Origin of the sequence: Rhizobium sp. BK098 (assembly GCF_014193155.1) — a bacterium.
Lineage (GTDB): Bacteria > Pseudomonadota > Alphaproteobacteria > Rhizobiales > Rhizobiaceae > Rhizobium.
This window is the reverse complement of sequence record NZ_JACHYY010000008.1, coordinates 201510-225296: the sequence shown is the minus strand read 5'-3', so window position 1 is coordinate 225296 and position 23787 is coordinate 201510. Positions and strand designations below refer to the sequence as shown.

Genomic DNA, 23787 nt, shown 5'->3' with positions numbered 1-23787 from the left:
TGTCAATTGCGGTGACACGATGGCAAAAATGCCACACATGGTCGCCCCCTTCATACATGGTGAACGATGCACTAACAAGTGCTTTACGACGGGTAACAAAATATGCTTGCCTAAACGTTAAGCTTTTTCTCATGCCGCGCTTTTTTGCGGATCATCCGGGTCGATGCCATAGTCTTTCAACTTACGGTAGAGGGTTGAGCGCCCGATACCGAGCTTCCTCGCCACCTGACTCATCTGCCCGCGATAGAATTTAAGGGCGAATCGGATCAATTCTTCCTCTACATCCGCCAGTTTTCTTACGTCGCCCAAGGTGTTCGTGCTGACGATGACGTTGTCGGAAGCACCGGCCGAGGCATCGGCGGAAGCAAGCGGAGGAGTTGCAGGCGATGCCTGCGCAACCCCGTAAGGGATCCGCTCGCTTCTTTCAGCCGCCAGAAGTCCAGCCGACGAGGCATGCGAATTATCCACAACCAAAGTCGGATGCTCGACGGCGAAATAACCCGGCAGCTGCGCGGCGATCTGCGGAAAATCCGTATCGAGCAATTCCGGTCCTTCGGACAGAACGACTGCGCGGAAGATCGCGTTTTCGAGCTGGCGGATATTGCCCGGCCAGTCATAGGCCGTCAGCAAGGCTAGAGCATCATTGCTGATACCAAGCGGGCGATCGAGCTTCTGCTCCAGTGCAAACCGGTCGGCGAAAGCGCGCGCCAGATGCGGGATGTCCTCCTTGCGGCGGCGCAGGGCCGGCATCGTAATCGGGAAGACATTGAGGCGATAGTAGAGATCCTCGCGGAATCGCCCTGCCTTGACCTCTTCGATCAGATCCTTGTTGGTGGCCGAGATCAGCCGGACATTGACCTTCTGCGCGACACGCGCGCCGACGGTCTCGATTTCGCCCTGCTGCACGGCGCGCAAAAGCTTCACCTGGACTTCCAGCGGCAGATCGCCGATTTCGTCGAGGAACAGCGTGCCGCCATCGGCTTCCATGAATTTGCCGACATGGCGTTCGGTCGCACCCGTGAATGCGCCCTTCTCGTGTCCGAAGAGGATGCTTTCGACGAGATTATGCGGGATCGCACCGCAATTGACGATCACGAACGGCTTACCGGCACGATCGCTGGCGGCCTGGATGGCGCGAGCCACCAATTCCTTGCCGACGCCCGATTCGCCTTCCAGCACCACCGGGATACTCGATTGCGCCGCCCGATGGGCGAGATCGATCACGCGCATCATCGCCGGACTTGCCGAGACGATGTCGTCGAAGGAGATGCTGCTCGAGCGCGACTTGCGCCCGGCGCGGGCCTTCGCCTCGCGCTGGTCGAGCTTCAGGGCGTTGGCGATCGACGCAGCGATACGCTCCGGCGACACAGGCTTGACGACGAAATCGAAGGCGCCGGCGCGCATGGCCTGCACCACGGTATCGATGCCGCCCTGCCCGGTCTGCACGATGACGGGCAGGTCGATGCCCATATCGCTCAGAGCGCCCAGGAACTCGATGCCGTTCATTTCCGGCATCATGAGATCGAGCACGATCACATTAATCTGATCGTGGCCACGCTTCAGGAACTCCAGGCCGAGACGGCCATTTTCTGCCAAATGGGCAACGTGTCCGTGCCGCTCGATGGCATTCTTCAGCAGACGGCGTTGAATCGGATCATCCTCAACAACGAGAATCTGGGCGCCTCCCTTGGCGCTATTGTAAACGGTCATTGGTGCCTCACTTCATGCGAAACCTGACGCGGACATTCGCAGAAAGGCTTGAACATGAAGTTTTGCCAAACCATCGCATTTTAATCATTATGACGAATATAAAATCGCTTATGAATCAACGGCCGGCGCTGGAAAATCAGGCCTTGCGGTGGCCTTTCCAGCCCACTAGACACGAATGGATCGGACGATCCGAAAGATAAAAGCAGAGGAAATTTCGCCCATGAGCCCGACCTCGCTCCGCCACTCTCTTAACTTCTCCGCAAGCTCGGCCGCCGGCCAGGCGCTTGGCGAGCTGCCCGCCTGGAAGCTCAGCGATCTCTATCCGTCCGCGACCTCGCCGGAATTTTTTGGAGACATCGAAAAGGCCCGCAAGCTGGCCATTGCCTTCGAGGAAAAGTGGAAAGGCAAGCTGACCGAAGCCGCCGCCAAATCGGGGGATGCCGGCATCGGCGCCGCCATCAAGGAGTATGAGGCGCTTGACGATATCATGGGCCGCCTCGGCTCCTATGCCGGGCTCACCTATTTCACGAACACCATCGATCCGGCCAACGGCAAGCTCTATGGCGACGTCCAGGCAAAGCTGACGGACTACGCCGCGCACCTGCTGTTCTTTCCGCTGGAATTGAACCGCATCGACGACGCAGTCATGGATGCCTGCATGGCGAACGACGCCACCGCCGGTCACTACCGCCCGTGGATCGTCGATCTGCGCAAGGACAAGCCGCATCAGCTCGACGACAAGCTCGAACAGTTGTTCCTGGAAAAGTCGATGACGAGCGCTGCCGCCTTCAACCGACTGTTCGACGAGACGATGGCGGAACTGCGCTTCGAGATCGACGGCGAGAAGCAGCCGCTGGAAGTGGCCTTGAACATGCTGCAGGAGCAGGACCCCGAAGTGCGTCGCAAGGCGGCCATGGCGCTTGCCGAAACCTTCAAGGCGAACCTGCGCACCTTCACGCTGATCACCAATACGCTCGCCAAGGATAAGGAAGTTTCCGACCGTTGGCGCGGTTTCGAGGATATTGCCGATAGCAGGCATCTCGCCAACCGCGTCGAGCGCGAGGTCGTCGATGCCTTGGCAGCCGCCGTGCGCGATGCCTATCCGCGCCTGTCGCATCGTTATTACAAGATGAAAGCCAAATGGCTCGGCATGGAGCAGATGAATTTCTGGGATCGTAACGCGCCGCTGCCGGAAACGCCAAATGCACTGATCCCCTGGACCGATGCGAAGGATACGGTTCTTTCGGCCTACGGCAATTTCGCGCCTGAAATGGCTGCGATCGCCAAGCGCTTTTTCGATGAGGAATGGATCGACGCGCCGGTACGTCCCGGCAAGGCGCCTGGTGCGTTCGCGCATCCGACCGTCCCATCAGCCCATCCCTATGTCCTCGTCAATTACATGGGCAAGCCGCGCGATGTCATGACGCTGGCGCATGAGCTCGGCCACGGCGTGCATCAGGTGCTGGCCGGCGGCCAGGGGGCGCTGATGTGCCAGACGCCGCTGACATTGGCGGAAACCGCATCCGTCTTCGGCGAGATGCTGACCTTCCGCGCGCTCCTCGACAAGACTACCGACAAGCGCGAACGCAAGGCCATGCTCGCCCAGAAGGTCGAGGACATGATCAATACGGTCGTGCGCCAGATCGCCTTCTACGAATTCGAGCGCAAGGTGCATACCGCCCGCAAGAATGGCGAACTGACATGGGACAATATCGGCGAGCTGTGGCTCTCCGTGCAGGAAGAGAGCCTAGGCCCGGCGATCAAGATCTCCGAGGGCTATGAGACCTATTGGGCCTATATCCCTCATTTCATCCACTCGCCTTTCTACGTCTATGCCTATGCCTTTGGCGATTGCCTGGTAAACTCGCTCTATGCGGTCTACCAGAACGCCGAAAAGGGCTTCCAGGATAAGTATTTCGAGCTCCTGAAGGCCGGCGGCACCAAGCACCACTCTGAGCTTCTGAAGCCTTTTGGTCTCGACGCGACCGATCCGTCGTTCTGGAGCAAGGGCCTGTCGATGATCGAAGGGCTGATCGACGAGCTGGAAGCGTTAGATAAGAACTGAAATCCCATCTGCTCGCAGGAGCAGGTCAGGCATGTCTGCCATTGCCGCAACCTCGCGCATGGCCCCTCACCCCAACCCTCTCCCCGCCTATGCGGGGAGAGGGAGCCGCGGCTCAGCCTTCGCATCATTTGGGCACGAATGGCGCGGCAATGTCGGATCGGTCCCCTCTCCCCGCCTGCGGGGAGAGGGTTGGGGTGAGGGGCCATACGCGAGGTTGCGGTAGGCACAACTAAAGCCTGACAATCGATATAACGAGAACCTGATCGAAATCCGCGCATGGTCGATGCCATACCCTACGTCCTCTTCAGGGACGACAGCACAGGACAGATGATGATCTTCGCCGAACCGGCCGAGATCATTATCGCCCATACGCGCGCGCAATTTTTCGATGCCCTCGATCGGATGGAGGAGGCCAAGCGGCAAGGACAATGGCTTGCCGGCTATATCGCCTATGAGGCCGGCCATCTCTTCGAGGAAAAACTCGCCCCTTTCGCCGAGGAGAATAGGGAAACGCCCCTGCTCTGCTTCGGCGTTTTCGACGGCCCAGCTGCGGGCGACCACCCGCTCTGCCAACCGGCCAAGCGCGTGGAAAACCAGGAATTACTGACAGAGCCGAAAGCGGCCTGGAATTTCGAGACCTATCAAGAGCGCTTCGACAGGCTGCATCAGCATTTGCGCCTTGGCGACTGCTATCAAGCAAACCTTACCATGCCGATCCATGCGCGATGGAACGGTGATCCCCGTGCCGCCTTCTGGTCGCTGATCGAACGGCAGCCGGTGAAATACGGCGCACTCGTCGAACTCGGCGGTCCGATCATTCTGTCGCGCTCGCCGGAGCTTTTCTTCCGCACGGACGAGAACGGCTGGATCGAGACGCATCCGATGAAAGGCACGGCCAAGCGCGGTGCAAATGCCGTCGAGGACGAGCGCATCATCGCCGCCATGCTTGCCGACGAAAAGACGCAGGCCGAAAACCGTATGATCGTCGACCTCCTGCGCAACGATATCTCGCGCATCACCGAGGTCGGCACACTCGACGTGCCAAAGCTCTTCGAGATCGAGACCTATCCGACGCTCCATCAGATGGTCAGCCATGTCCAGGCGAAGCTGCGTCCGGGCATATCGATCCGCGACATTCTCGCAGCGCTTTTTCCCTGCGGCTCGATCACCGGTGCACCCAAAATGCGGGCGATGGAAATCCTGCATGAACTGGAAGACGGCCCGCGTGACGCCTATTGCGGCGCGATCGGCATGATCTCGCCCACGGGCGCCATGCGTTTTTCGGTGGCGATCCGCACGATCACGCTTTTCGAAGACGGCCGCGCGGTGTTCAATGTCGGTGGGGGCATCGTCTTCGATTCGACGGCGGAAGCGGAATATGAGGAATGCCTCCTCAAGGCGCGCTTCGCCGTGGGGGATAGATGGATCGACCGGTAGAGAATTTTTCCCTCATCGAGACGCTGCGCTTCGAGCCGGAAACCGGCTTCGTCCGCCTGCGCCTGCATCTTGCCCGGCTGCAGCGTTCCGCCCGCCGCCTTGGCTTTTCCGCGCCGCAGAACGTGCTTGGCAAGCTGGAGCAGGCGGTCGCCGGCGCCGCCGCACCTTTGAGAGTTCGCCTCACTCTGGACCGCGAAGGGCAAACGGAAGTGACGACGGCGCCGTTTGTCCCGCTTTTGCCTGACACCGTCTGGCGCTTGCGCATCGCTGCGACCCGGCTCGATTCCGCCGATAAGCTGCTGCGTTTTAAAACCACGCGACGTGGCATCTATGAAGCAGCCCGCGCGGAATGCCGGCCAGACGAGGCAGATGAAGTCCTGCTCCTGAATGCGAAGGACGAGGTGTGCGAGGGAACGATCACCTCGGTCTTCCTTGAGGACAGCGCGGACCTGCTCAGAACCCCGCCCATATCAGCCGGTCTGCTTGCCGGCGTCCTGCGCACAGAACTCATCTGCCAGCGCAAGGCCCGCGTCGGCCGCATCCGGCTCGACGACCTGAAAGATCGCCCCCTTTATGTCGGAAACTCCCTGCGCGGCCTGATCCGCGCACAACTCCTGTGGAATTGATTGCATGTTCATTCTCTCGCTCACCTACCTCAAGGGCAATGACGAAGCCGACAAGCACATGCAGCCGCATATGGCCTGGGTGCAGGAGGGCTATGCCAGGGGCTGGTTCCTCGCTTCCGGCCGCAAGGTACCGCGCACGGGCGGCGTCATCTTCGCCCGTGGCGAGCGGGCGGAGCTTGAAGCCTATGTCGCGGCCGACCCCTTCACGATCCACGGCGTCGCCATTTACGAAGTCCAGGAAATCGCCTTCACCACCGTCATCGACGGGTTGGAAGGCCTGAAGGCCTAGGCGGCGGAAGGCGCTTGCCTGCCGCCCCATTCCGTTTATGTCAGCGAAAACCAACCTTGAGGGCAACAAACTCGTCGCATATGGCGTGTATGTTGCCCTCCACTTGACTTTGCCCGGCTAACCCTCAACAGCTCTTTATTGTGACATCAAATTATGATTAGAGCCGCTCACCTCGCGTTTTCGCGCAAACTCTGCCAGCGCTTTCGCGTAAACTCTAATTGAATTTCGTGAACCGAACGGCGTCCCGCCTTTCGAAGGAGAAAAGAATGACGAAACACAACTATCCGGTATATGCCGAAATTACCGGTCCGATCGTGATGATCGGCTTTGGCTCCATTGGCCGTGGCACCCTGCCCCTGATCGAGCGCCATTTCAAATTCGACAAGAGCCGGATGGTCGTCATTGACCCGCAGATGGATGCCGAGCACCTGGCGATCCTGGAAAAGCATGGCGTCCGTCATATCCAGGAATATGTCACCAAGGACAATTACAAGGACCTCCTGAAGCCCCTCCTGACGGAAGGCGACGGCCAGGGCTTCTGCGTCAACCTCTCGGTTGATACCGGCTCGCTCGACCTGGTCAAGCTGTGCCGCAAGCTCGATGTGCTCTATATCGACACCGTCGTCGAACCCTGGCTTGGCTTCTACTTCGACAAGGGCCTGAAGAACGCCGACCGCACCAACTATGCGCTGCGCGAAACCATGCGCAAGGAGAAGGAAAAGAACCCGGGCGGCGCGACGGCCGTTTCCACCTGCGGCGCCAATCCGGGCATGGTCTCCTGGTTCGTCAAGCAGGCGCTCGTCAATCTCGCCAAGGATATCGGCCTGAAGTTCGAAGAGCCGGATCAGCATGATCGCGAAGGCTGGGCAAAGCTGATGAAGAAGGTCGGCGTCAAGGGCGTTCACATCGCCGAGCGCGACACGCAGCGCACCAAGCATCCGAAGCCGCTCAACGTCTTCTGGAACACCTGGTCCGTAGAAGGCTTCATTTCCGAAGGTCTGCAGCCGGCCGAACTCGGCTGGGGCACCCATGAAGAATGGATGCCGAAGAACGCCAAGAAGCACAAGAAGGGCTGCAAGGCTGCCATCTATCTGGAGCAGCCGGGCGCCAATACTCGTGTGCGCACGTGGTGCCCGACCCCCGGCCCGCAATACGGCTTCCTCGTCACCCATAACGAGTCGATCTCGATCGCCGACTATTTCACCGTCCGCGACAAGGACGGCGAAGTCACTTTCCGCCCGACCTGCCATTACGCCTATCATCCGGCCAATGACGCCGTGCTCTCGCTGCATGAGATGTTCGGCAATGGCGGCACGCCGCAGCCGGTCCATCACGTTCTCGACGAGGACGAGCTGGAAGACGGCATCGACGAACTCGGCGTGCTGCTTTACGGCCATGCCAAGAATGCCTACTGGTACGGCTCGCGCCTGTCTCTCGAAGAGACCCGCCGCATCGCTCCCTACCAGAACGCCACCGGTCTGCAGGTGACGTCAGCCGTGCTCGCCGGCATGGTCTGGGCGTTGGAAAACCCGAAGGCCGGCATCGTGGAAGCCGACGAAATCGATTACAAGCGCTGCCTCGAAGTACAGCTGCCCTATCTCGGCCCGGTCGAAGGTCACTACACCGACTGGACCCCGCTCGACGGCCGTCCGGGCCTCTTCCCGGAAGACATCGACACCAAAGACCCCTGGCAGTTCCGGAACATTCTGGTTCGCTGAGGGTATCGTGTCAGCTTGATGCCAGACCCGAATGCCCGCACAAGTCGTGCGGGCATTTTTGTTACGCAAGCCAGATAAATCAAGCAGATCGCTTGGAGCGTCTTGCTTTAGCCCGATGGTCGCGGCATCTTCCTTGCAACCGATACGCCTTTAGACCGCCTTCATTCGCGGGAGATATTTATGAAGATGAGAACCGTTCTTGCCCTCGTTGCCGCCGCCGCGGCCCTCTCTGCCTGCGTCGATTTCGGCGGCTCCAGACCGCCGCCGATGGGGATGAACCCGGGTGGCTACCAGCCGCGCATGAATTCGGTGGAAGGAAGCTGGGCTGATTCGAACGGCCTGAATTCGACCTTCAATGGCGGCCGATTCGAAACGCATACCACTGATGGCACGAACCAGCAGATGGCCTCGGGAACCTATACGACCGATCCATCCGGCGTGATCCAGATCAATCTCTATTCGAACATCAAGCGCACATCATCGAAGGTGAATTGCTTCCTGGCCAATCCCAGCCAGCTCAATTGCACCTCCGAAACCGGTGGGCACTTCTCGCTCAATCGCCAGGGCTGATAGAGACCCGATGGACGGATAAGGCATCATGCGCGGCATGCTGATCCTCTATCTGGCACTTGTCGCGGCATTGCCCGTCGCCATTATGGCGACGGTCCTCCCTGTAAACAGCTATCGGGCTCAGGGCATCGACGCCCTTGATTGCGACGGCCCAGCGAGCGTCCTCCTCTTCGCCATACCGGCTTTGCTCGTCTACGGTGCCGGCGCTATCCTGCTTTACCGGAGGCGGAATCGGCGCCTGCATCTTGTCGCCTTCCTCTGTTGTGCGCTCGTCTTCTGCTCCGTCGGCTGGAATGCCGCTGCGGCGCTGCGCGAATCCTATGGTGCAGCCTCAGTCGAAGCCTGCGCCTGATCCGGCGGGCCATTTCGCTTCTTTGTAAAATCCGAATGAAGCCAACAGCTTTTACTTGCGCTCGCTCCGCGGGGATGGAAACATCGGCATGGGGGACCGCCTCGGGCATTGGCGGGCCGGATTGCAATGACCAACAGGAGAGACAGATGAAGCAGCCCTTCGGAGTGGGTCTTTTGGCCGCCACGCTGCTGGCGCTGAGCACCAGCGCCGCCTTCGCGGACTATCAGCTCAACATCCTGCACTTCAACGATTTCCATTCGCGCGTGGAGTCGATCAACAAGTTCGACGCGACGTGCTCCGCAGAAGAAGAAGCCAAGAACGAGTGCTTCGGCGGCGCAGCCCGGCTGAAGACCATCATCGACCAGCGCCGCACCGCGCTTGCCGGCCAGAACGTCCTCGTCCTCGATGCCGGCGACAACTTCCAGGGCTCCCTATTCTACACGACCTACAAGGGCGCTGCCGAAGTCGAATTCCTCAATGACATGAAGATCGATGCCATGACGGTCGGCAATCATGAGTTCGACGATGGCGAAGGCCCGCTTGCCGCTTTCCTCGACAAGGCGCAGTTCCCCGTCGTGACGGCCAATCTGGTGGTCGACGACCAGTCGAAGCTGGGGGAACGCATCAAGAAGTCGATCGTGCTCGATATCGGCGGCCAGAAGATCGGTATCGTCGGTGCGGTGACGACCGAAACACCGGAACTTGCCTCTCCCGGCCCGCATGTGAAGATCACTGACGATGCTGCCGCCATCAGTGCCGAAGTCGATGCCCTGAAATCGCAAGGCGTCAACAAGATCATCGCGCTCACTCATGTCGGCTATCCGCGCGATGTCGAGAAGATCGCCAAGATCGCCGGCGTCAGCGTCGTGGTCGGCGGCCACTCGCATACGCTCCTGTCGAATACCGATCCGAAGGCAGCCGGCCCCTACCCGACCATGGTCGACAATCCGGCCGGCTATAAAGTGCCCGTCGTCCAGGCCGCGTCCTACAGCAAATATCTCGGCGACATCGTCGTCACCTTCGACGACAATGGCGCCGTCAAGGACGCCAAGGGCGATCCGATCCTGCTCGATTCCTCCATCAAGCCCGATCCAACGATCCTTGCACGCGTGCAGGAGATGGCGAAACCGATCCAGGAACTGCGCAAGAAGATCATCGGCAATTCGCAGGAGCCGATCGAAGGCGCGCGTGAAGTCTGCCGCGTTCGGGAATGCTCGATGGGCAATCTCGTCGCCGATGCGATGCTCGACCGCACCAAGGCGCAAGGAATCTCCATTGCCATCCAGAACGGCGGCGGCTTGCGCGCCTCGATCGGCGCCGGCGATGTCAGCATGGGCGACGTGCTGACCGTGCTGCCTTTCCAGAACACGGTTGCAACCTTCCAGCTGACTGGCGCGGACGTGAAAGCGGCGCTCGAAAACGGCCTCAGCCAGATCGACGACGGCGCGGGCCGCTTCCCGCAGGTTGCCGGCCTCAAATACAGCTTCGACAAATCGAAGCCGGTAGGCAGCCGTCTCGTCTCCGTCGAGGTGCAGGAAGGCACCGAGTTCAAGCCGATCGACCCGGAGAAGACCTATGGTGTCGTCAGCAACAACTATATGCGCGCCGGAGGTGACGGCTATACGGTCTTCGCCAAGGACGGCAAGAACGCCTATGACTTCGGCCCCAATCTGGAATCGGTGGTCGCCGACTATCTCGGCGCGCATAATCCCTACAAGCCCTATACGGACGGCCGCATAACCCAGATAGCCGCGGCAGCGCCAGCTGCGCAGCCGGAACCCGCAAAGCCCGCCGATACCACGCAGACAGCACCGGAGCAGAAGCCGGCAGCTGCTGCTACGGGTGGCGGCGCCTCATCCACGACCACCCCTCCGGCCTCCTCACCTCCCACGGTGACAACGCCAACTACCACCATGCTGGCAAACCCGACTGCGACACCGTCCGCTCCGGCAAAATCGGATCCGGCAGCCTCGACACCGGCCACCTCAGCTCCAGCGGCGGAAACCCCGACGACCCCCGCACCCACGGCCACAGCTGCGCCGGAGGCAAAGGGCAACGAACCGCCAAAGACACCCACAACCCACGTCGTCGTCGCCGGCGACACGCTCTGGGATCTCGCCAAGACCTATTATGGCAGCGCCAGCCAGTGGCACAAACTCGTGGTGGCCAACCGCAACATCAAGCCGCATCACCTGTCGGTCGGCGAAAAGTTGAAGATTCCGGCCAAGTAAGACGATTTGTCTCGCTTACTCCAGCCGGTCCGGGCTTTCCCGGACCGGCTTTTATTCTTATGTGAAGTGCTTCGTATCTTGAGAGGAATTCAGTCGATGAGATCAGACCTGACCACGCTTTCACCCGGTCACCCCAGCGTGAAATACGGCAAGGTCGGCGTGCTGCTCGTCAATCTCGGAACGCCCGACGGCACCGATTATTCTTCGATGCGCCGCTACCTGCGCGAATTCCTGACCGACCGCCGCGTCATCGAGTGGTCGCGCTGGAAATGGTACCCGATCCTGTTCGGCATCGTGCTCAACACCCGGCCGCAGAAGGTCGGCAAGGCCTATGAGACGATCTGGAACAAGGAGAAGAACGAGAGCTATCTGCGCACCTATACGCGCAACCAGTCAGACCTGATGGCCGAGCGCCTGCGCGACCTGCCCAACGTCAAGGTCGATTGGGCCATGCGCTATGGTCAGCCTTCGATCGCCGATCGCATTCAGGCGCTGAAGGACGATGGCTGCGAGCGCATCGTGCTCTTTCCGCTCTATCCGCAATATGCGGCTGCAACGACGGCAACCGTCAACGACAAGGCCTTCGAGAAGCTCCAAAAGATGCGCTGGCAGCCGGCAATCCGCACCGTGCCGCAATATCACGACGACGAGACCTATATCGAGGCGCTCGCCAATTCGGTCACCCGCCATCTATCGACGCTGGACTGGCAGCCCGAAAAGATCATCGCGTCCTTCCACGGCATACCAATGTCCTACTTCAAGCTCGGCGATCCCTATTACTGTTTCTGTCAGAAGACCGGCCGGCTGCTGCGCGAGAAGCTCGGCCTATCCGAAGACCAGTTCATGGTTACGTTCCAGTCCCGCTTCGGACCTGAGGAATGGCTGCAGCCATATACCGATAAGACCGTGGAAGAGCTTGCAAAAAACGGCACCAAGCGGATTGCCGTCCTCAATCCAGGCTTCGTCTCCGACTGCCTGGAGACGCTGGAAGAGATCGCCGAGCAGGCAGCCGAATCCTTCCATCACAATGGCGGCGATAAATTCACCCACATCCCCTGTCTCAACGACAGCGAAGACGGCATGAACGTGCTGGAGAAGGTGGTGCGGCGGGAGCTGCTCGGCTGGGCTTGAACGAAGCGCCGGGATTGATCCCGGCGACACTCGTCTACTGAAGCTGCGGCTTTTTGAGAAAGCTGCCGCGGTCGGCGGATTTGACGCGCAGCCAGGCCTCTCTGCCATCGCGCAATATACGCATGGGGATCTCGGAACCCGCCGGGCCGCTTTCCCAGATCTTGCGATAGAAATCGGCGAGCCCGTCGACCTCGCCATCGCGGATTTCGGAAATGACGTCGCCGCGACGCAAGCCCGCCTTGGCCGCCGGGCCGCCCTCCGCGACGCTCATGACGACGACTTCGCCATTGCTTTCGGCTGAGAAGGCGCCGAGCCAGGGCCGCGGAGGCTTGTTGACCCGACCGCGCTTGATCAGATCGTCCAGGATCGGCATCAGCAGATTGATCGGCACGATCATGTTGATATCCGCGCTATCGCCCTTCTCCGTCGCCATCTGCAAGTGCAGCGAGCCGATACCGAGAAGCTTGCCGTCTTCGTCAACAAGAGCCGCGCCGCCCCAGGAGGGATGGGCGGGCGCCGTGAAGATTGCCTCATCAAGCAGATATTCCCAATAGCCGGCAAATTCCTGCTTTGCGACGATCTTCGCCTCGACGAACTGACCGATCCCGTCAGCAACAACGACTTCATCACCGATCTCGGCCTTGTCGGCGTCGCCGAATTCGAGGGCGGGCACATCGAGAGGCCCGAGCGCTTGCACAAGACCGAATCCCGTTTCCTGATCGTAAGCGAGCGCATGGCCAGGCACGACACGGCCACTATTGGTCGTGAGCCAGACCTCTTCCGCTTCGGTAATCAGATAGCCGATCGTCAATACCAGGCCGTTACCGCGGATGACAACGCCACTGCCTTCCCTGCGGATGCCGAGCGTTGCTGCCGTAAAGGCGTCTTCCGGAATTGAGGCGTGCACGGCCACAACCGACCGCAAGGTCCTATCTAAGTTCATAGCTTCACCCTGATGATGCGCGATGGCTTGGCCCGAAAAGGCTGCGAGGCAGCGGAGCCGGAAATTACATATAAGGTATGAATATCAATCGCCGGGCGCAAGACCCGAAGGACGATTGCTTGATCGGCTCGCAGCAAAACGTCCGCTGTAGCCCCATTCCTCACTTGCTGAGAACATGCTAACCCACCACATCTGATTGAGCTGCCGCCTCATGAGCTCGACCGAGCATAGGGAGGCCAAATCGCAGCGGTTTAGGCGACGCGAACCTGTTGAGGCGGGTGCGTCCATGGAGGAGTTCGATGGTAGTCGGTGGTTTCAGCATCGTTGTGATCGCCTTGGTGATCTTCGTCATTCTGGTGCTGTTCGCAGGCATCAAGACCGTACCACAAGGCTATCGGTACACAGTTCAACGCTTCGGACGCTATATCCGAACGCTGGAACCGGGGCTCAATCTGATCGTACCCTTCATCGAAACAATCGGGGTGCGAATGAACGTGATGGAACAGGTGTTGGCCGTGCCGACCCAGGAAGTCATCACGAAGGACAATGCGAGCGTTTCCGCCGATGCGGTCGCATTCTTCCAGGTGTTGAATGCGGCGCAGGCGGCCTATCAGATCACCAATCTCGAAAGCGCGATCCTCAACCTCACCAAGACGAATATCCGCTCCGTCATGGGCTCCATGGATCTCGATGAGCTCTTGTCTAATCGCGATGCCATCAACGAACGGCTGCTGCGCGTGGTCGATGAGGCGGTGGAGCCCTGGGGCATCAAGGTAACGCGCGTCGAAATCAAGGACATCCAACCGCCGAAAGACCTGGTTGACGCTATGGGCCGGCAGATGAAGGCGGAACGCGAAAAGCGCGCTCAGGTTCTGGAGGCGGAAGGTCTGCGCAACGCGCAAATTCTCCGCGCCGAGGGCGCGAAGCAGGCGGCCGTTTTGCAAGCCGAAGGTCAGCGCGAAGCAGCATTTCGCAATGCCGAAGCGCGCGAACGACTGGCCGAGGCCGAAGCCAAGGCGACCCGCATGGTGTCCCAAGCGATTGCAGAAGGTAATGTGCAGGCAATCAACTACTTCATCGCCCAGAAATATACCGAAGCCCTGACTGCAATCGGCTCCGCGGGCAATTCCAAGATCGTGCTGATGCCGATGGAGGCGAGCTCCATCATCGGTTCTCTTGGTGGCATCGGCGCTATCGCCCGCGAAGTCTTCGGTGATAATGGCGATGGCAGCGGCACGCCGCAGCCACCCCGCCCGCGTTCCGGCCCTACCCGCACGACGCCTTCGATCAATCCGCTGCCGCCGAAGGAGAGCTGACATGTTCGACAATCTCATCGTCGAACTCGGGCCCTGGAGCTGGTGGCTCGTGGGTTTGGTGCTGCTTGCCGCCGAACTGATCCTGCCAGGCTTCTTTCTCGTCTGGATCGGACTCGCCGCGATCGTCGTCGGCGCCTTGTCGCTTCTGTTTTGGGAAAGCAGCTTCTGGGTCTGGCAGGTTCAAGGGCTGGTCTTCGCCGCCACGGCGGTGATCGTCACTCTCATCGGCCGCCGCTATCTCTATAACAACAACCAGGTGACCGACGAGCCGTTCCTGAACCAGCGCGGCGCGAGCCTGGTCGGCCGCACGGCAACACTCGACCAGCCGATCGCCGAGGGCCGCGGGCGCATTCGCCTGAACGATACCTATTGGACCGTCAGCGGGCCGGACCTGCCCGTCGGCACCCGCGTCAAGGTGGTCGCCAGCAACGGCCGCGAGCTCACGGTCGAACCGGTCTGATCAGGCGACGCCGATCCGCAGCAGATCGTGGAAATGCACGACGCCGATCGGCCGGCGCGCTTCATCGATGACCATCAGAGCCGAGATATTGTGGCGGTTGAGCACGGCCATGGCACTCGTCGCCAGCGTCGTTTCCTTTACCGTTTTCGGATTGGGGGTCATCACCTCGTCGACCAGCTTCTCCGCAAGGCTGGTGCCGAGATTGCGGGCGATATCGCCATCGGTGACGATGCCGCACAGGCAACCATCATCATCGATCACGCCCACGCAGCCGAACCGCATCTTCGACAGCGTCATCGCCGCTTCCGGCATGCCGGTTCCAAGCTTGACGAGCGGCACACTGTCGCCTCTATGCATAATGTCGGCCACATGCGAGAGGCTGGCACCGAGCTTGCCGCCCGGATGGAAGGTACGGAAATCTTCGGCAGTAAAACCGCGCGCCTCCAGCAAGGCGACGGTCAGCGCATCGCCGATGGCAAGCTGCAGCAGCGTCGATGTCGTCGGCGCCAGCCCATGCGGGCAGGCCTCCTGCTCCTTGGGCAGCAGCAGCACCACATCCGATTCGCGCGCAAGCGTAGAAGTCTCGCCGGCAGTGATCGCGATCATGGGAATCGAGAAACGGCGTGAATAGCTGATGATGCCACGCAGCTCAGCGCTCTCGCCGCCCCACGATATGGCGATGATGACATCGTGCTGCGTGATCATGCCGAGATCGCCGTGATTGGCTTCGACCGGGTGCACGAAGAATGCCGGCGTACCCGTGGACGCCAGGCTTGCGGCGAGCTTGTTGCCGATATGGCCGCTCTTGCCGACGCCGGTGATCACCACACGGCCGGAAATATCGCCTATGATCTCCACCGCGCGGCTGAAAGGCGCGGCCAGACCGTTGGTCAGTGCGCGTTCCAGCGCCTCCATGCCCCGTCTCTCGGTCTCGATCGTTCGCATCGCGGATTCGATCGCACCATTCTCGATGAGTCTTACAGCTCTCTTGTTCATGAGCGAGGCCTAACGCTTTTCGGCAAATCTGTCCACCAAAGATCGACTTATAGCGATGCGACAGCCTGCAGCATTTTCCCGACAAATATTCTCGAACCCGTTCTTGTTGCCATCGCTTGGCAACCAACCGTTAACCACGCGCCTTTACACTTGGGTAAGAATTTAGGTCATTTCCAGCAGGGTCAGATATAAACAACATGGGCATCGGCAAGGACAAGGCGGGTCATAGTGCCCTCCGGCTGACGGCGTGGGCGAGTTCCGCCCTGCTCGGCTGGGGTATCGCATTTGCCCTTCCACTGCCGATCCATGCGCAATCATTGCCGCCAGATCAGAACCTCGACGATACCTTGCCTGCCCCGACATCGGCTTCCTCGACGGATCCGAGCGCCGCACCCACCCCAGACAGCCAGGCAACCGCACCGGCAAACCAGACAACGACCTCCAGCGACGCGCCATTGAACGCGCCGCTGCGCCTCACCGGTATCGACCCCACGACCACCGGCTCGACGCTGGATAACGACCTGCGCCGCGTGAACCAGCGGGAATCTGCCGTCGACGGTCTGAAGGCTCGCCAATATCCGGATCGCGCAGACGCCCAGGGTATACCGCTCGGCACCTTTACCCTGCGCCCCTCGATCAATCAGTCGGTCAATATCGAGCGGGATCGCACCGGCGACGTCAAGAACAACCGCACTTTCCTGCAGACCGACCTGCGCAGCACCCTGACATCGGATTGGGATCGCCACGCGCTGACCATCACCGGCGAAGGCGTCTGGCAGAGGAACGTCGGCGGCACGGGCGAAGAGAAACCGGCAGTCAATCTTAATGCCGACCTGCGCCTGGATCTTCCCGCCGACACGACGGCACATGTCACCGCCGGCTATCAATTCTACCGCGAGGACACCAGCGATCCGAATGCGATCGCCGGCGCCTCGAAACAATCCGCCGTCAACCAATATACGGCCGGTCTCTCACTGGAACGCGATTTCGGCCTGCTGCGCGGCACGACGGCCGTGGCGCTGACACGCAGTGTCTATTCCAACGCCGTGCTTTCGGATGGGACGACGGTTACCCTCAGCGACCGCAACCAGACGGCCGGAACCTGGCGCGGCCGCATCGGGTACGAGCTATCGCCCGCCATCATTCCCTTCGTGGAAGTGGATCTCGGACGCGCCGTCTACGACCAGACGCGCGACAGCAACGGTTATGCCCGCTCGAACCAGAGCTATGGCGGCAAGGGCGGCGTCGAAGTCGACCTCGGTGAAAAATTCAAGGGCGAGCTCGGCTTCGGCTACCAACACACGGAGTTCGACGATTCGCGCCTGAGTTCGGTCGACTCGCCGACGATCGACGGCAGCCTCGCCTGGTCGCCACAGCGCGGCACCGATATCAGTGTCGGCCTTTCGACGACGGTCCAGCCTTCAACGACGGCCGGTCTCAGCGGCTACACCGCTTACCAACTGACGAGCACCGTGGCCCATCAGCTGCGCGACGATCTCACCGCCAAGCTGACGGGCGGAACGATCTGGCGCGACTACCCCTCCAATGGCAGCGCCGCCGATGAAACCGAATATGACGCCGCCTTCGGCCTGACCTGGGGAATCAACCGTTACCTCGATCTCACCGGCAATGTCGGCTATCAGCTGACGACCAGAGACGTTGGCGACAGCACCCGTCAGCTTCAGGCCGGCATCGGTTTGACCGCGAAGCGTTGACGACCGCCCTCGCATTTTGATGATTCTTCCGTTCAAACGAATTGAGGCCCGGCATACGACGGGCCCCAACATATTCGGAAGTTCGATCACTTATTTCAGAGCAGCAACGAGCGCCTTGAACTCATCCTCGATAGTCGGGCGGATGTCGTCACGCGCCAAGGCAAAGGCGACGTTCGCGAGGATGAAGCCATCCTTTGCACCGCAGTCGAACGTCTGCCCCCGGAAGTGATAGCCGGCGAAATCCTGCGTCTTGGCAAGCTTCAGCATGCCGTCCGTCAGCTGGATCTCGTTGCCGGCACCGCGCTCCTGGCTTTCCAGGATACGGAAGATTTCCGGCTGCAGGATATAGCGGCCGTTGATGAAGAAGTTGGAAGGCGCCGTGCCCTTGGCCGGCTTCTCAACCATTTCCGTGATGCGGAAGCCGCTGCCGATCGTCTCGCCGACGCCGACGATGCCATATTTATGAGCCTGATCGGGCGCGCATTCCTCGACGGCGATGACATTGCCGCCGCTCTGCTCGTAAAGCTCGATCATGCCCTTCATGCAGCCCTTTTCGGCGCGCATGACCATGTCGGGCAGTAGCAGCGCAAAGGGTTCGTCGCCGACGATCTCGCGGGCGCACCAGACGGCGTGGCCGAGACCGAGCGGCTCCTGCTGGCGCGTGAAGCTTGCCGTACCGGCCTTCGGCAGCAGGCCGCTCAGAAGCGACAGTTCGGCATTCTTGTTACGCTGACGCAGCGTCTGCTCGAGCTCGAACTGGATGTCGAAATAATCCTCGATGACGTGCTTGCTGCGGCCGGTCACGAATACGAAATGCTCGATGCCTGCTTCCATCGCCTCGTCGACGACATACTGGATCACCGGCTTATCAACGACGGTCAGCATTTCCTTCGGCACCGCCTTGGTCGCCGGCAAGAACCGCGTCCCTAGTCCGGCGACCGGAAATACTGCCTTACGAACCTTCTTATGCTGTCCCACGCATACCTCCTGGGCATTAAATCAGTTGGCACAAAGCCATTCTAAAGGTCAGTAGATTAGATTTGCTACCGTTTTGCAAATAATGACTGACGCAAGCTTCCATGGTAAAGAATTTGTTGACTTCGTTCGTTTAGCGTCACGCATGGGCCGATGCTACGTGCATCGCCGCACCGAAATCCAACGATTGATGGACAAGGCTGTAGATGACCGTAAACCGCAAACACTCCCTTCGTGGTCTCGCTCTGGCGCTCGCGCTCGGCGCCTTTGCGGGATTCCTTCCCGTTAACGCCAGCGCTGACCCTGGGTTCCAGAAATGGATCGCGGGCTTCTACGCTACCGCGGCAAAGAGCGGCATCACGCAATCCACGTATCGCAATGCATTTGCCGGCGTAACCGACCCGGACCCCACGGTGCTTGAAAAGGCGCAGTACCAGCCGGAATTCAAGTCCCAAATCTGGGATTACCTCGACTCCCGTGTCAATCCCTATACGGTCGATATTGGCCGCAAGATGGCGGTTAAGTACGGATCTACACTGCGCACGCTCGAACAGCATTTCGGCGTCGATCGCAATATCATACTGGCCATCTGGTCGATGGAGTCGAATTACGGCGAGGTTCTCGCCAAGAACGATCGGCTGCATTATGTGCCCCGCGCGCTGGCGACCCTTGCCTATGCCGATCCGAAGCGTGCGAATTATGCCAAGAAGCAGCTGATCGCCGCCCTGAAAATCCTGCAGAAGGGCGACATCTCGCGCAATGACCTGAACGGTTCCTGGGCCGGCGCCATGGGCCATACGCAATTCATCCCGACGAGCTATCTGCTCTATGCAGTCGATGCCGACGGCAGTGGCCATGCCGATATCTGGAATTCCATTCCGGACGCCCTGGCGACAACCGCCAACCTCCTCGCCAAGAACGGCTGGGATACCGGCCGGACCTGGGGTTATGAAGTCGTCGTACCACCCGGCGGCAGCGCCCAGGCCGGCAAGACACATACGATCGCGCAATGGGCGGCTCTCGGCTTCGTGCGTCCTAACGGCAAGGGTTTCCGTAGCACCTCCGACCGCGCGCAGCTAAAGATACCCGGCGGACCGAACGGCCCCGGCTTCCTGATGACCGGTAACTTCTTCACCATCAAGCGCTACAACGCCTCCGACAGCTACGCCTTGGCAGTCGGGCTGCTCGCGGATCAGATTGCCGGCTATGGCGGCATGCAGCAATCCTGGCCCCGTCCGAGCGGCACGCTCGACGTCAAGCAGAAATTCGAGCTGCAGACGCGTCTGAAAGAACTTGGCTACTATGACGGCGTGGTCGACGGCAATTTCGGCTCAGGCTCGAAGGCCGCCATATCAGCCGTCCAGCAGCGCATGGGCATGGATGCGGACGGCGAGCCGTCAATGAACCTGCTGAAAGCATTGCGTAAGTAGGCCGCCTCGAGCGAATCCGGGATCGCCGGACGATGAAATCGTCCTTGTGCGGCCCGGACTCGTCAGCGGAAAAGAAGCGATGATGAAACACCCTGCGCGCGCGACCAAGGCAACTCTAAGGATTGTTCTGACGGCATTCCTCGCCGCCGTCATCACGCTTGCCTGCTTGCCGAACATGGCCGAAGCGCAGGAGCGGCCGCGGCGGAACCTGTTCGACATGCTGTTCGGCACCCGCGAGCCCGATTATCCGGACCAGCCCATGGAGCAGCCGCCGCCACGGCGCAAGGTGCAGCCGAAAAAACGGCCGACCCCGCCGCCGCGCCAGCCGGTCGCGCAGCCGGAAACGCCGCCGCCCGCCGAAAAGCTTTCTGACGCCAAAACCATCCTCGTCGTCGGCGATTTTCTGGCGAGCGGCCTGGCAACCGGGCTGGAAGATGCCTTCTCTACCTCCCCCGGCGTCGTCGTCCAGTCCCGCGGCAACGTCGCCTCCGGTCTCGTGCGGCAGGATTATTACAATTGGCCGCAGCAATTACCCGGAATGATCGACCAGCTGAAACCGGCCATGGTCGTCGTCATGATCGGCGCCAATGACCGCCAGCAGATGATCGGCGATGGGCTCAACGAGAAATACGGCACCGATCCATGGTTCCTCGCCTATGAAGAACGCGTACAGCAATTCGCCAAACTGGTAACGAGCCGTCATATTCCGCTGCTCTGGGTCGGGCTGCCCTCCTTCGGCTCGGATCAGCTGACCGCCAGCGCGGTCAAGCTCAACCAGATCTACCAAAGCCAGACCACCAGCGTCGGCGGCGAGTTCATCGACATATGGGACGGCTTTACCGACCAGAATGGCGAATTCATCGTCACCGGTTCCGATATCAACGGCCAGCAGGTTCGGCTGAGAACGGCCGACGGCGTCAATCTGACGGCAGCCGGCAAGCGCAAGGTCGCCTTCTATCTGGAGAAATCCGCACGCCGGATCCTGGGTGATCAGGCAAGCCCCGACATCACGCGGCTGGACACCAACAATCCGCTGCCGGCGCAACAGGCCAATCTTCCGGGCACGGAGCCGGAAAAGATCACCCGCACCCAGCCGATGAGCATCTCCGATCCCGATCTTGACGGCGGCTCGCAGCTTCTCGGCAGCAGCCCTGCCCCTGCCGCAACGACTTCATCACCCCGCGATCTTCTGGTCGAGAAGGGCCTTATGGACCCGGCGCCGGTCGGCCGCGTGGATGACTACAGATTGCCCGGATCCGTCGCGCGGTAAGCGGCGCGGAGGCGGTTTGACAAGGCTGCGTCCCGCCAATAGAAGAACTGCATGAGCACCAAAAGCGCAGATCAGATCGAACCTTGCCGCACCTGCCTGCAGGCTGCGGTATTGCGCGCTTTCTCCGGCCGAGGTCTCCGCGTCCAGTCGTGAGGCCGGAGGCGTTGATGCGTCCGGCGGCTGCTGGACGTAAAGCCCTCACCTCTAGACATCAACGTTGCCCATGGAGAATGGCACGTGCTCAATATCTATAACGTCAATTCGCTCGTTCACTGGGAAGAGCGGGACATTCAACTGCGCGACGATTTCGTCCGCTTCTTTTCCGATGAAGTGGCAAGCTTCCTGCGATCCACAAACCCCGCTTGGGATATACGAAGGGTCGAGGCTCCAACCCTGATGCCGCGAAATCTCGTCTCGGACGCCTACTCAAACACCGACATATGGGTGCAGGAGCGAATGTCGAACACCGAAGCCGAACTTGTGCTCCGGCCCGAAACGACGCCGTCAACCTACGCCTACATGCAACATCTTCTCGAAAATCATTCCAGAACACGGCTTCCCTTGTGCGTCTGGCAGGCCGGAAAATCGTACCGCCGGGAACAGGACCAGCCAAGCAAGCATGTGAGGCTCAAGGAATTCTGGCAGCTCGAATTCCAATGCGCCTTCACCGCCGATAGCGGCAACGATTATCACGCCGCAACATTGGAACCCGTCCGCAGGATGATCGCCTCGGTCATCCATCTGCCGACACGGATCGTGCCGTCCGATCGCCTTCCGGCCTATTCCGAGGTCACCATGGATATCGAGGTCGACAATGGCGACAAATGGATGGAGGTCTGCTCGATTTCGAGACGAACGGACTTTCCGCAGCGCTACCGCAGCCACCCGAAGAAGGGGCCGGCGATAGACCATGACGTCGCGGTGCTCGAAATCGCCATCGGCCTCGACCGCTGCCTCTACAACTGGAACATCGCCGCAAGCCGGTAACGACAAAGGCCGGGTTTGTAACGAACCCGGCCTTCAACAACTTTGCGCGAGAGGACAGCGAAACTTAGGCCGGCAGGACCGTCGAACCCATCAAGGCCTCGTCGATCGCGCGCGCGGCCTGACGGCCCTCGCGGATCGCCCAGACGACCAGCGACTGGCCGCGGCGAATGTCCCCGGCCGTCCAGAGCTTGTCGACCGAGGTCTTATAGTCCTTGTCGTTGGCAACGACGTTGGTCGAGCCGCGGCGGTCGGTATTCAACGTCAGCTTGCCGTCCATTTCCTTGAGAACGCCGTCGGTGAACGGGCCGCGGAAGCCGATGGCGATGAAGGCGAGATCGGCGCGGATGACAAACTCTGTCCCGGCAATCGGCTTGCGGCGATCGTCGACTTCGCAGCACTTCACGCCCGTCAGCACGCCGTCTTCGCCGATGAACTCGAGCGTTGCCACCTGGAATTCGCGAACCGCACCTTCGGCCTGCGAGGAAGAGGTGCGCATCTTCGTTGCCCAGAAGGGCCATACGGCGAGCTTGTCTTCCTTCTCCGGCGGCTGCGGACGAATGTCGAGTTGGGTCACCTTCACCGCACCCTGGCGGAATGCCGTGCCGACGCAGTCGGATGCCGTGTCGCCACCACCGACGACGACGATATGCTTGCCGCCGGCCAGGATCGGATCGGCGGGCCAGCCGACACTGTCGATGTTTTCGCGGCCGACGCGGCGGTTCTGCTGCACCAGATAGGGCATGGCGTCATGGACGCCTGCGAGCGTCGTGCCGGGAATGCCCGCTTCACGCGGGGTTTCCGAGCCGCCGCAATAGAGCACGGCATCATGGTCGGCCAGAAGCTGTTCGACCTTGACATCGACGCCAACATTGACGCCGCAATGGAAGGTGACGCCTTCGCCCTTCATCTGCTCGACGCGGCGATCGATGAAGTTCTTCTCCATCTTGAAATCCGGGATACCATAGCGCAGCAGGCCGCCCGGCTTGCTTTCGCGCTCGTAGACGTGGACGTCGTGACCTGCGCGGCCAAGCTGCTGAGCGGCAGCCATGCCGGCAGGGCCGGAGCCGATGATTGCGACCTTCTTGCCGGTGTGAACCGTTGCCGGCTGCGGCCGGATGAAGCCGAGCTCATAGGCCTTGTCGGCAATCGCCTGCTCTACGGTCTTGATCGCGACCGGGGCATCTTCCAGGTTCAGCGTGCAGGCTTCCTCGCAGGGTGCGGGGCAGACGCGGCCGGTGAATTCCGGGAAGTTGTTGGTCGAATGCAGGTTGTGGATCGCCTGTTCCCAATTGTTGTTGTAGACGAGGTCGTTCCAATCGGGGATCTGGTTGTGCACCGGGCAGCCGGTCGGGCCGTGGCAATAGGGAATGCCACAGTCCATGCAGCGGGCTGCCTGTTTCTGCACTTCCTGGTCCGACATGGGGATCGTGAATTCACGGAAATGCCGGATGCGATCCGACGCCGGCTGATACTTCGCCACCTGCCGGTCGATTTCCAAGAAGCCTGTTACCTTGCCCATGCTTTCGTTTCCTCACTCTAAAAGAGGAGCTCCTGGCTCCCGTGCCT

The 23787-nt window shown here is 60.5% G+C and carries 20 protein-coding genes; 15 read left to right on the top strand and 5 right to left on the bottom strand.

Annotation, left to right across the window (positions count from 1 at the left end; genetic code table 11):
- Positions 1-129 precede the first annotated feature (129 nt).
- Entirely contained in the window at positions 130-1710 is a 1581-nt protein-coding gene (locus FHT73_RS21105) for a sigma-54 dependent transcriptional regulator (protein WP_183714584.1), read from the bottom strand.
- A 220-nt stretch (positions 1711-1930) separates the two neighbouring features.
- On the opposite strand from FHT73_RS21105, the gene FHT73_RS21100 reads away from it, so the two are divergent.
- The 9 genes from FHT73_RS21100 to hemH all read left to right on the top strand — a co-directional run bounded on the left by FHT73_RS21100 (position 1931) and on the right by hemH (position 12129).
- Positions 1931-3775 (top strand): M3 family oligoendopeptidase, encoded by a 1845-nt coding sequence (locus FHT73_RS21100; protein ID WP_183714581.1) that lies wholly within the window; start codon positions 1931-1933, stop codon positions 3773-3775.
- 276 nt (positions 3776-4051) lie between these two features.
- Positions 4052-5212, top strand: a complete 1161-nt coding sequence (locus tag FHT73_RS21095; protein ID WP_183714578.1) for an aminodeoxychorismate synthase component I — start codon at positions 4052-4054, stop codon at positions 5210-5212.
- The gene (locus tag FHT73_RS21090) at positions 5197-5838 is read left to right on the top strand and encodes an aminotransferase class IV family protein (RefSeq protein ID WP_183714575.1); all 642 of its coding nucleotides are present in this window, start codon (positions 5197-5199) and stop codon (positions 5836-5838) included. Before FHT73_RS21095 ends, FHT73_RS21090 begins: the two co-directional genes overlap by 16 nt.
- A 4-nt stretch (positions 5839-5842) precedes the next feature.
- Complete coding sequence (locus FHT73_RS21085; protein ID WP_183714572.1) at positions 5843-6127, top strand: YciI family protein; 285 nt, start codon at positions 5843-5845, stop codon at positions 6125-6127.
- A 266-nt stretch (positions 6128-6393) separates the two neighbouring features.
- Positions 6394-7845 carry a homospermidine synthase gene (locus tag FHT73_RS21080; protein ID WP_112609583.1) on the top strand — a complete coding sequence of 484 codons (1452 nt, stop codon included), beginning with the start codon at positions 6394-6396 and terminating at the stop codon, positions 7843-7845.
- 180 nt (positions 7846-8025) lie between these two features.
- A complete protein-coding gene (locus FHT73_RS21075; protein ID WP_183714569.1) occupies positions 8026-8415 on the top strand; it encodes a hypothetical protein in 390 nt (129 codons plus the stop codon).
- A gap of 28 nt (positions 8416-8443) precedes the next feature.
- Positions 8444-8767, top strand: coding sequence for a hypothetical protein (locus FHT73_RS21070; protein WP_183714566.1), 324 nt, complete (start codon positions 8444-8446; stop codon positions 8765-8767).
- Positions 8768-8913: 146 nt separating this feature from the next.
- Complete coding sequence (locus FHT73_RS21065; protein ID WP_183714564.1) at positions 8914-10998, top strand: 5'-nucleotidase C-terminal domain-containing protein; 2085 nt, start codon at positions 8914-8916, stop codon at positions 10996-10998.
- Positions 10999-11094: 96 nt separating this feature from the next.
- Positions 11095-12129: a ferrochelatase gene (hemH, locus tag FHT73_RS21060; protein WP_183714561.1), complete on the top strand. Its 1035-nt coding sequence runs from the start codon at positions 11095-11097 to the stop codon at positions 12127-12129.
- A 34-nt stretch (positions 12130-12163) separates the two neighbouring features.
- Here the strand turns inward: hemH and FHT73_RS21055 are convergent, their stop codons facing one another.
- Positions 12164-13072 (bottom strand): S1C family serine protease, encoded by a 909-nt coding sequence (locus tag FHT73_RS21055; RefSeq protein ID WP_183714558.1) that lies wholly within the window; start codon positions 13070-13072, stop codon positions 12164-12166.
- Between the two features lie 299 nt (positions 13073-13371).
- On the opposite strand from FHT73_RS21055, the gene FHT73_RS21050 reads away from it, so the two are divergent.
- A complete protein-coding gene (locus FHT73_RS21050) occupies positions 13372-14388 on the top strand; it encodes an SPFH domain-containing protein (RefSeq protein ID WP_183714555.1) in 1017 nt (338 codons plus the stop codon).
- Between the two features lies 1 nt (position 14389).
- Positions 14390-14848, top strand: a complete 459-nt coding sequence (locus FHT73_RS21045; protein ID WP_112609597.1) for an NfeD family protein — start codon at positions 14390-14392, stop codon at positions 14846-14848.
- Here the strand turns inward: FHT73_RS21045 and FHT73_RS21040 are convergent, their stop codons facing one another.
- Entirely contained in the window at positions 14849-15844 is a 996-nt protein-coding gene (locus tag FHT73_RS21040) for a KpsF/GutQ family sugar-phosphate isomerase (protein WP_112609599.1), read from the bottom strand.
- 197 nt (positions 15845-16041) lie between these two features.
- Between FHT73_RS21040 and FHT73_RS21035 the strand changes: the two genes are divergently transcribed.
- Entirely contained in the window at positions 16042-17559 is a 1518-nt protein-coding gene (locus FHT73_RS21035) for an outer membrane beta-barrel protein (RefSeq protein WP_183714552.1), read from the top strand.
- 90 nt (positions 17560-17649) lie between these two features.
- Here the strand turns inward: FHT73_RS21035 and galU are convergent, their stop codons facing one another.
- Positions 17650-18537, bottom strand: coding sequence for a UTP--glucose-1-phosphate uridylyltransferase GalU (galU, locus tag FHT73_RS21030; RefSeq protein ID WP_112609603.1), 888 nt, complete (start codon positions 18535-18537; stop codon positions 17650-17652).
- Between the two features lie 203 nt (positions 18538-18740).
- On the opposite strand from galU, the gene FHT73_RS21025 reads away from it, so the two are divergent.
- From FHT73_RS21025 to FHT73_RS21015, 3 genes are all read left to right on the top strand, one after another.
- Positions 18741-19964 carry a lytic murein transglycosylase gene (locus FHT73_RS21025; RefSeq protein WP_183714549.1) on the top strand — a complete coding sequence of 408 codons (1224 nt, stop codon included), beginning with the start codon at positions 18741-18743 and terminating at the stop codon, positions 19962-19964.
- A 79-nt stretch (positions 19965-20043) separates the two neighbouring features.
- Positions 20044-21234, top strand: a complete 1191-nt coding sequence (locus tag FHT73_RS21020; RefSeq protein WP_183714546.1) for a DUF459 domain-containing protein — start codon at positions 20044-20046, stop codon at positions 21232-21234.
- A gap of 237 nt (positions 21235-21471) precedes the next feature.
- Complete coding sequence (locus FHT73_RS21015; protein ID WP_183714543.1) at positions 21472-22221, top strand: aminoacyl--tRNA ligase-related protein; 750 nt, start codon at positions 21472-21474, stop codon at positions 22219-22221.
- A 64-nt stretch (positions 22222-22285) separates the two neighbouring features.
- Here FHT73_RS21015 and FHT73_RS21010 read toward each other — a convergent pair whose 3' ends face one another.
- Positions 22286-23740: a glutamate synthase subunit beta gene (locus FHT73_RS21010; RefSeq protein WP_183714540.1), complete on the bottom strand. Its 1455-nt coding sequence runs from the start codon at positions 23738-23740 to the stop codon at positions 22286-22288.
- Between the last annotated feature and the right edge of the window lie 47 nt (positions 23741-23787).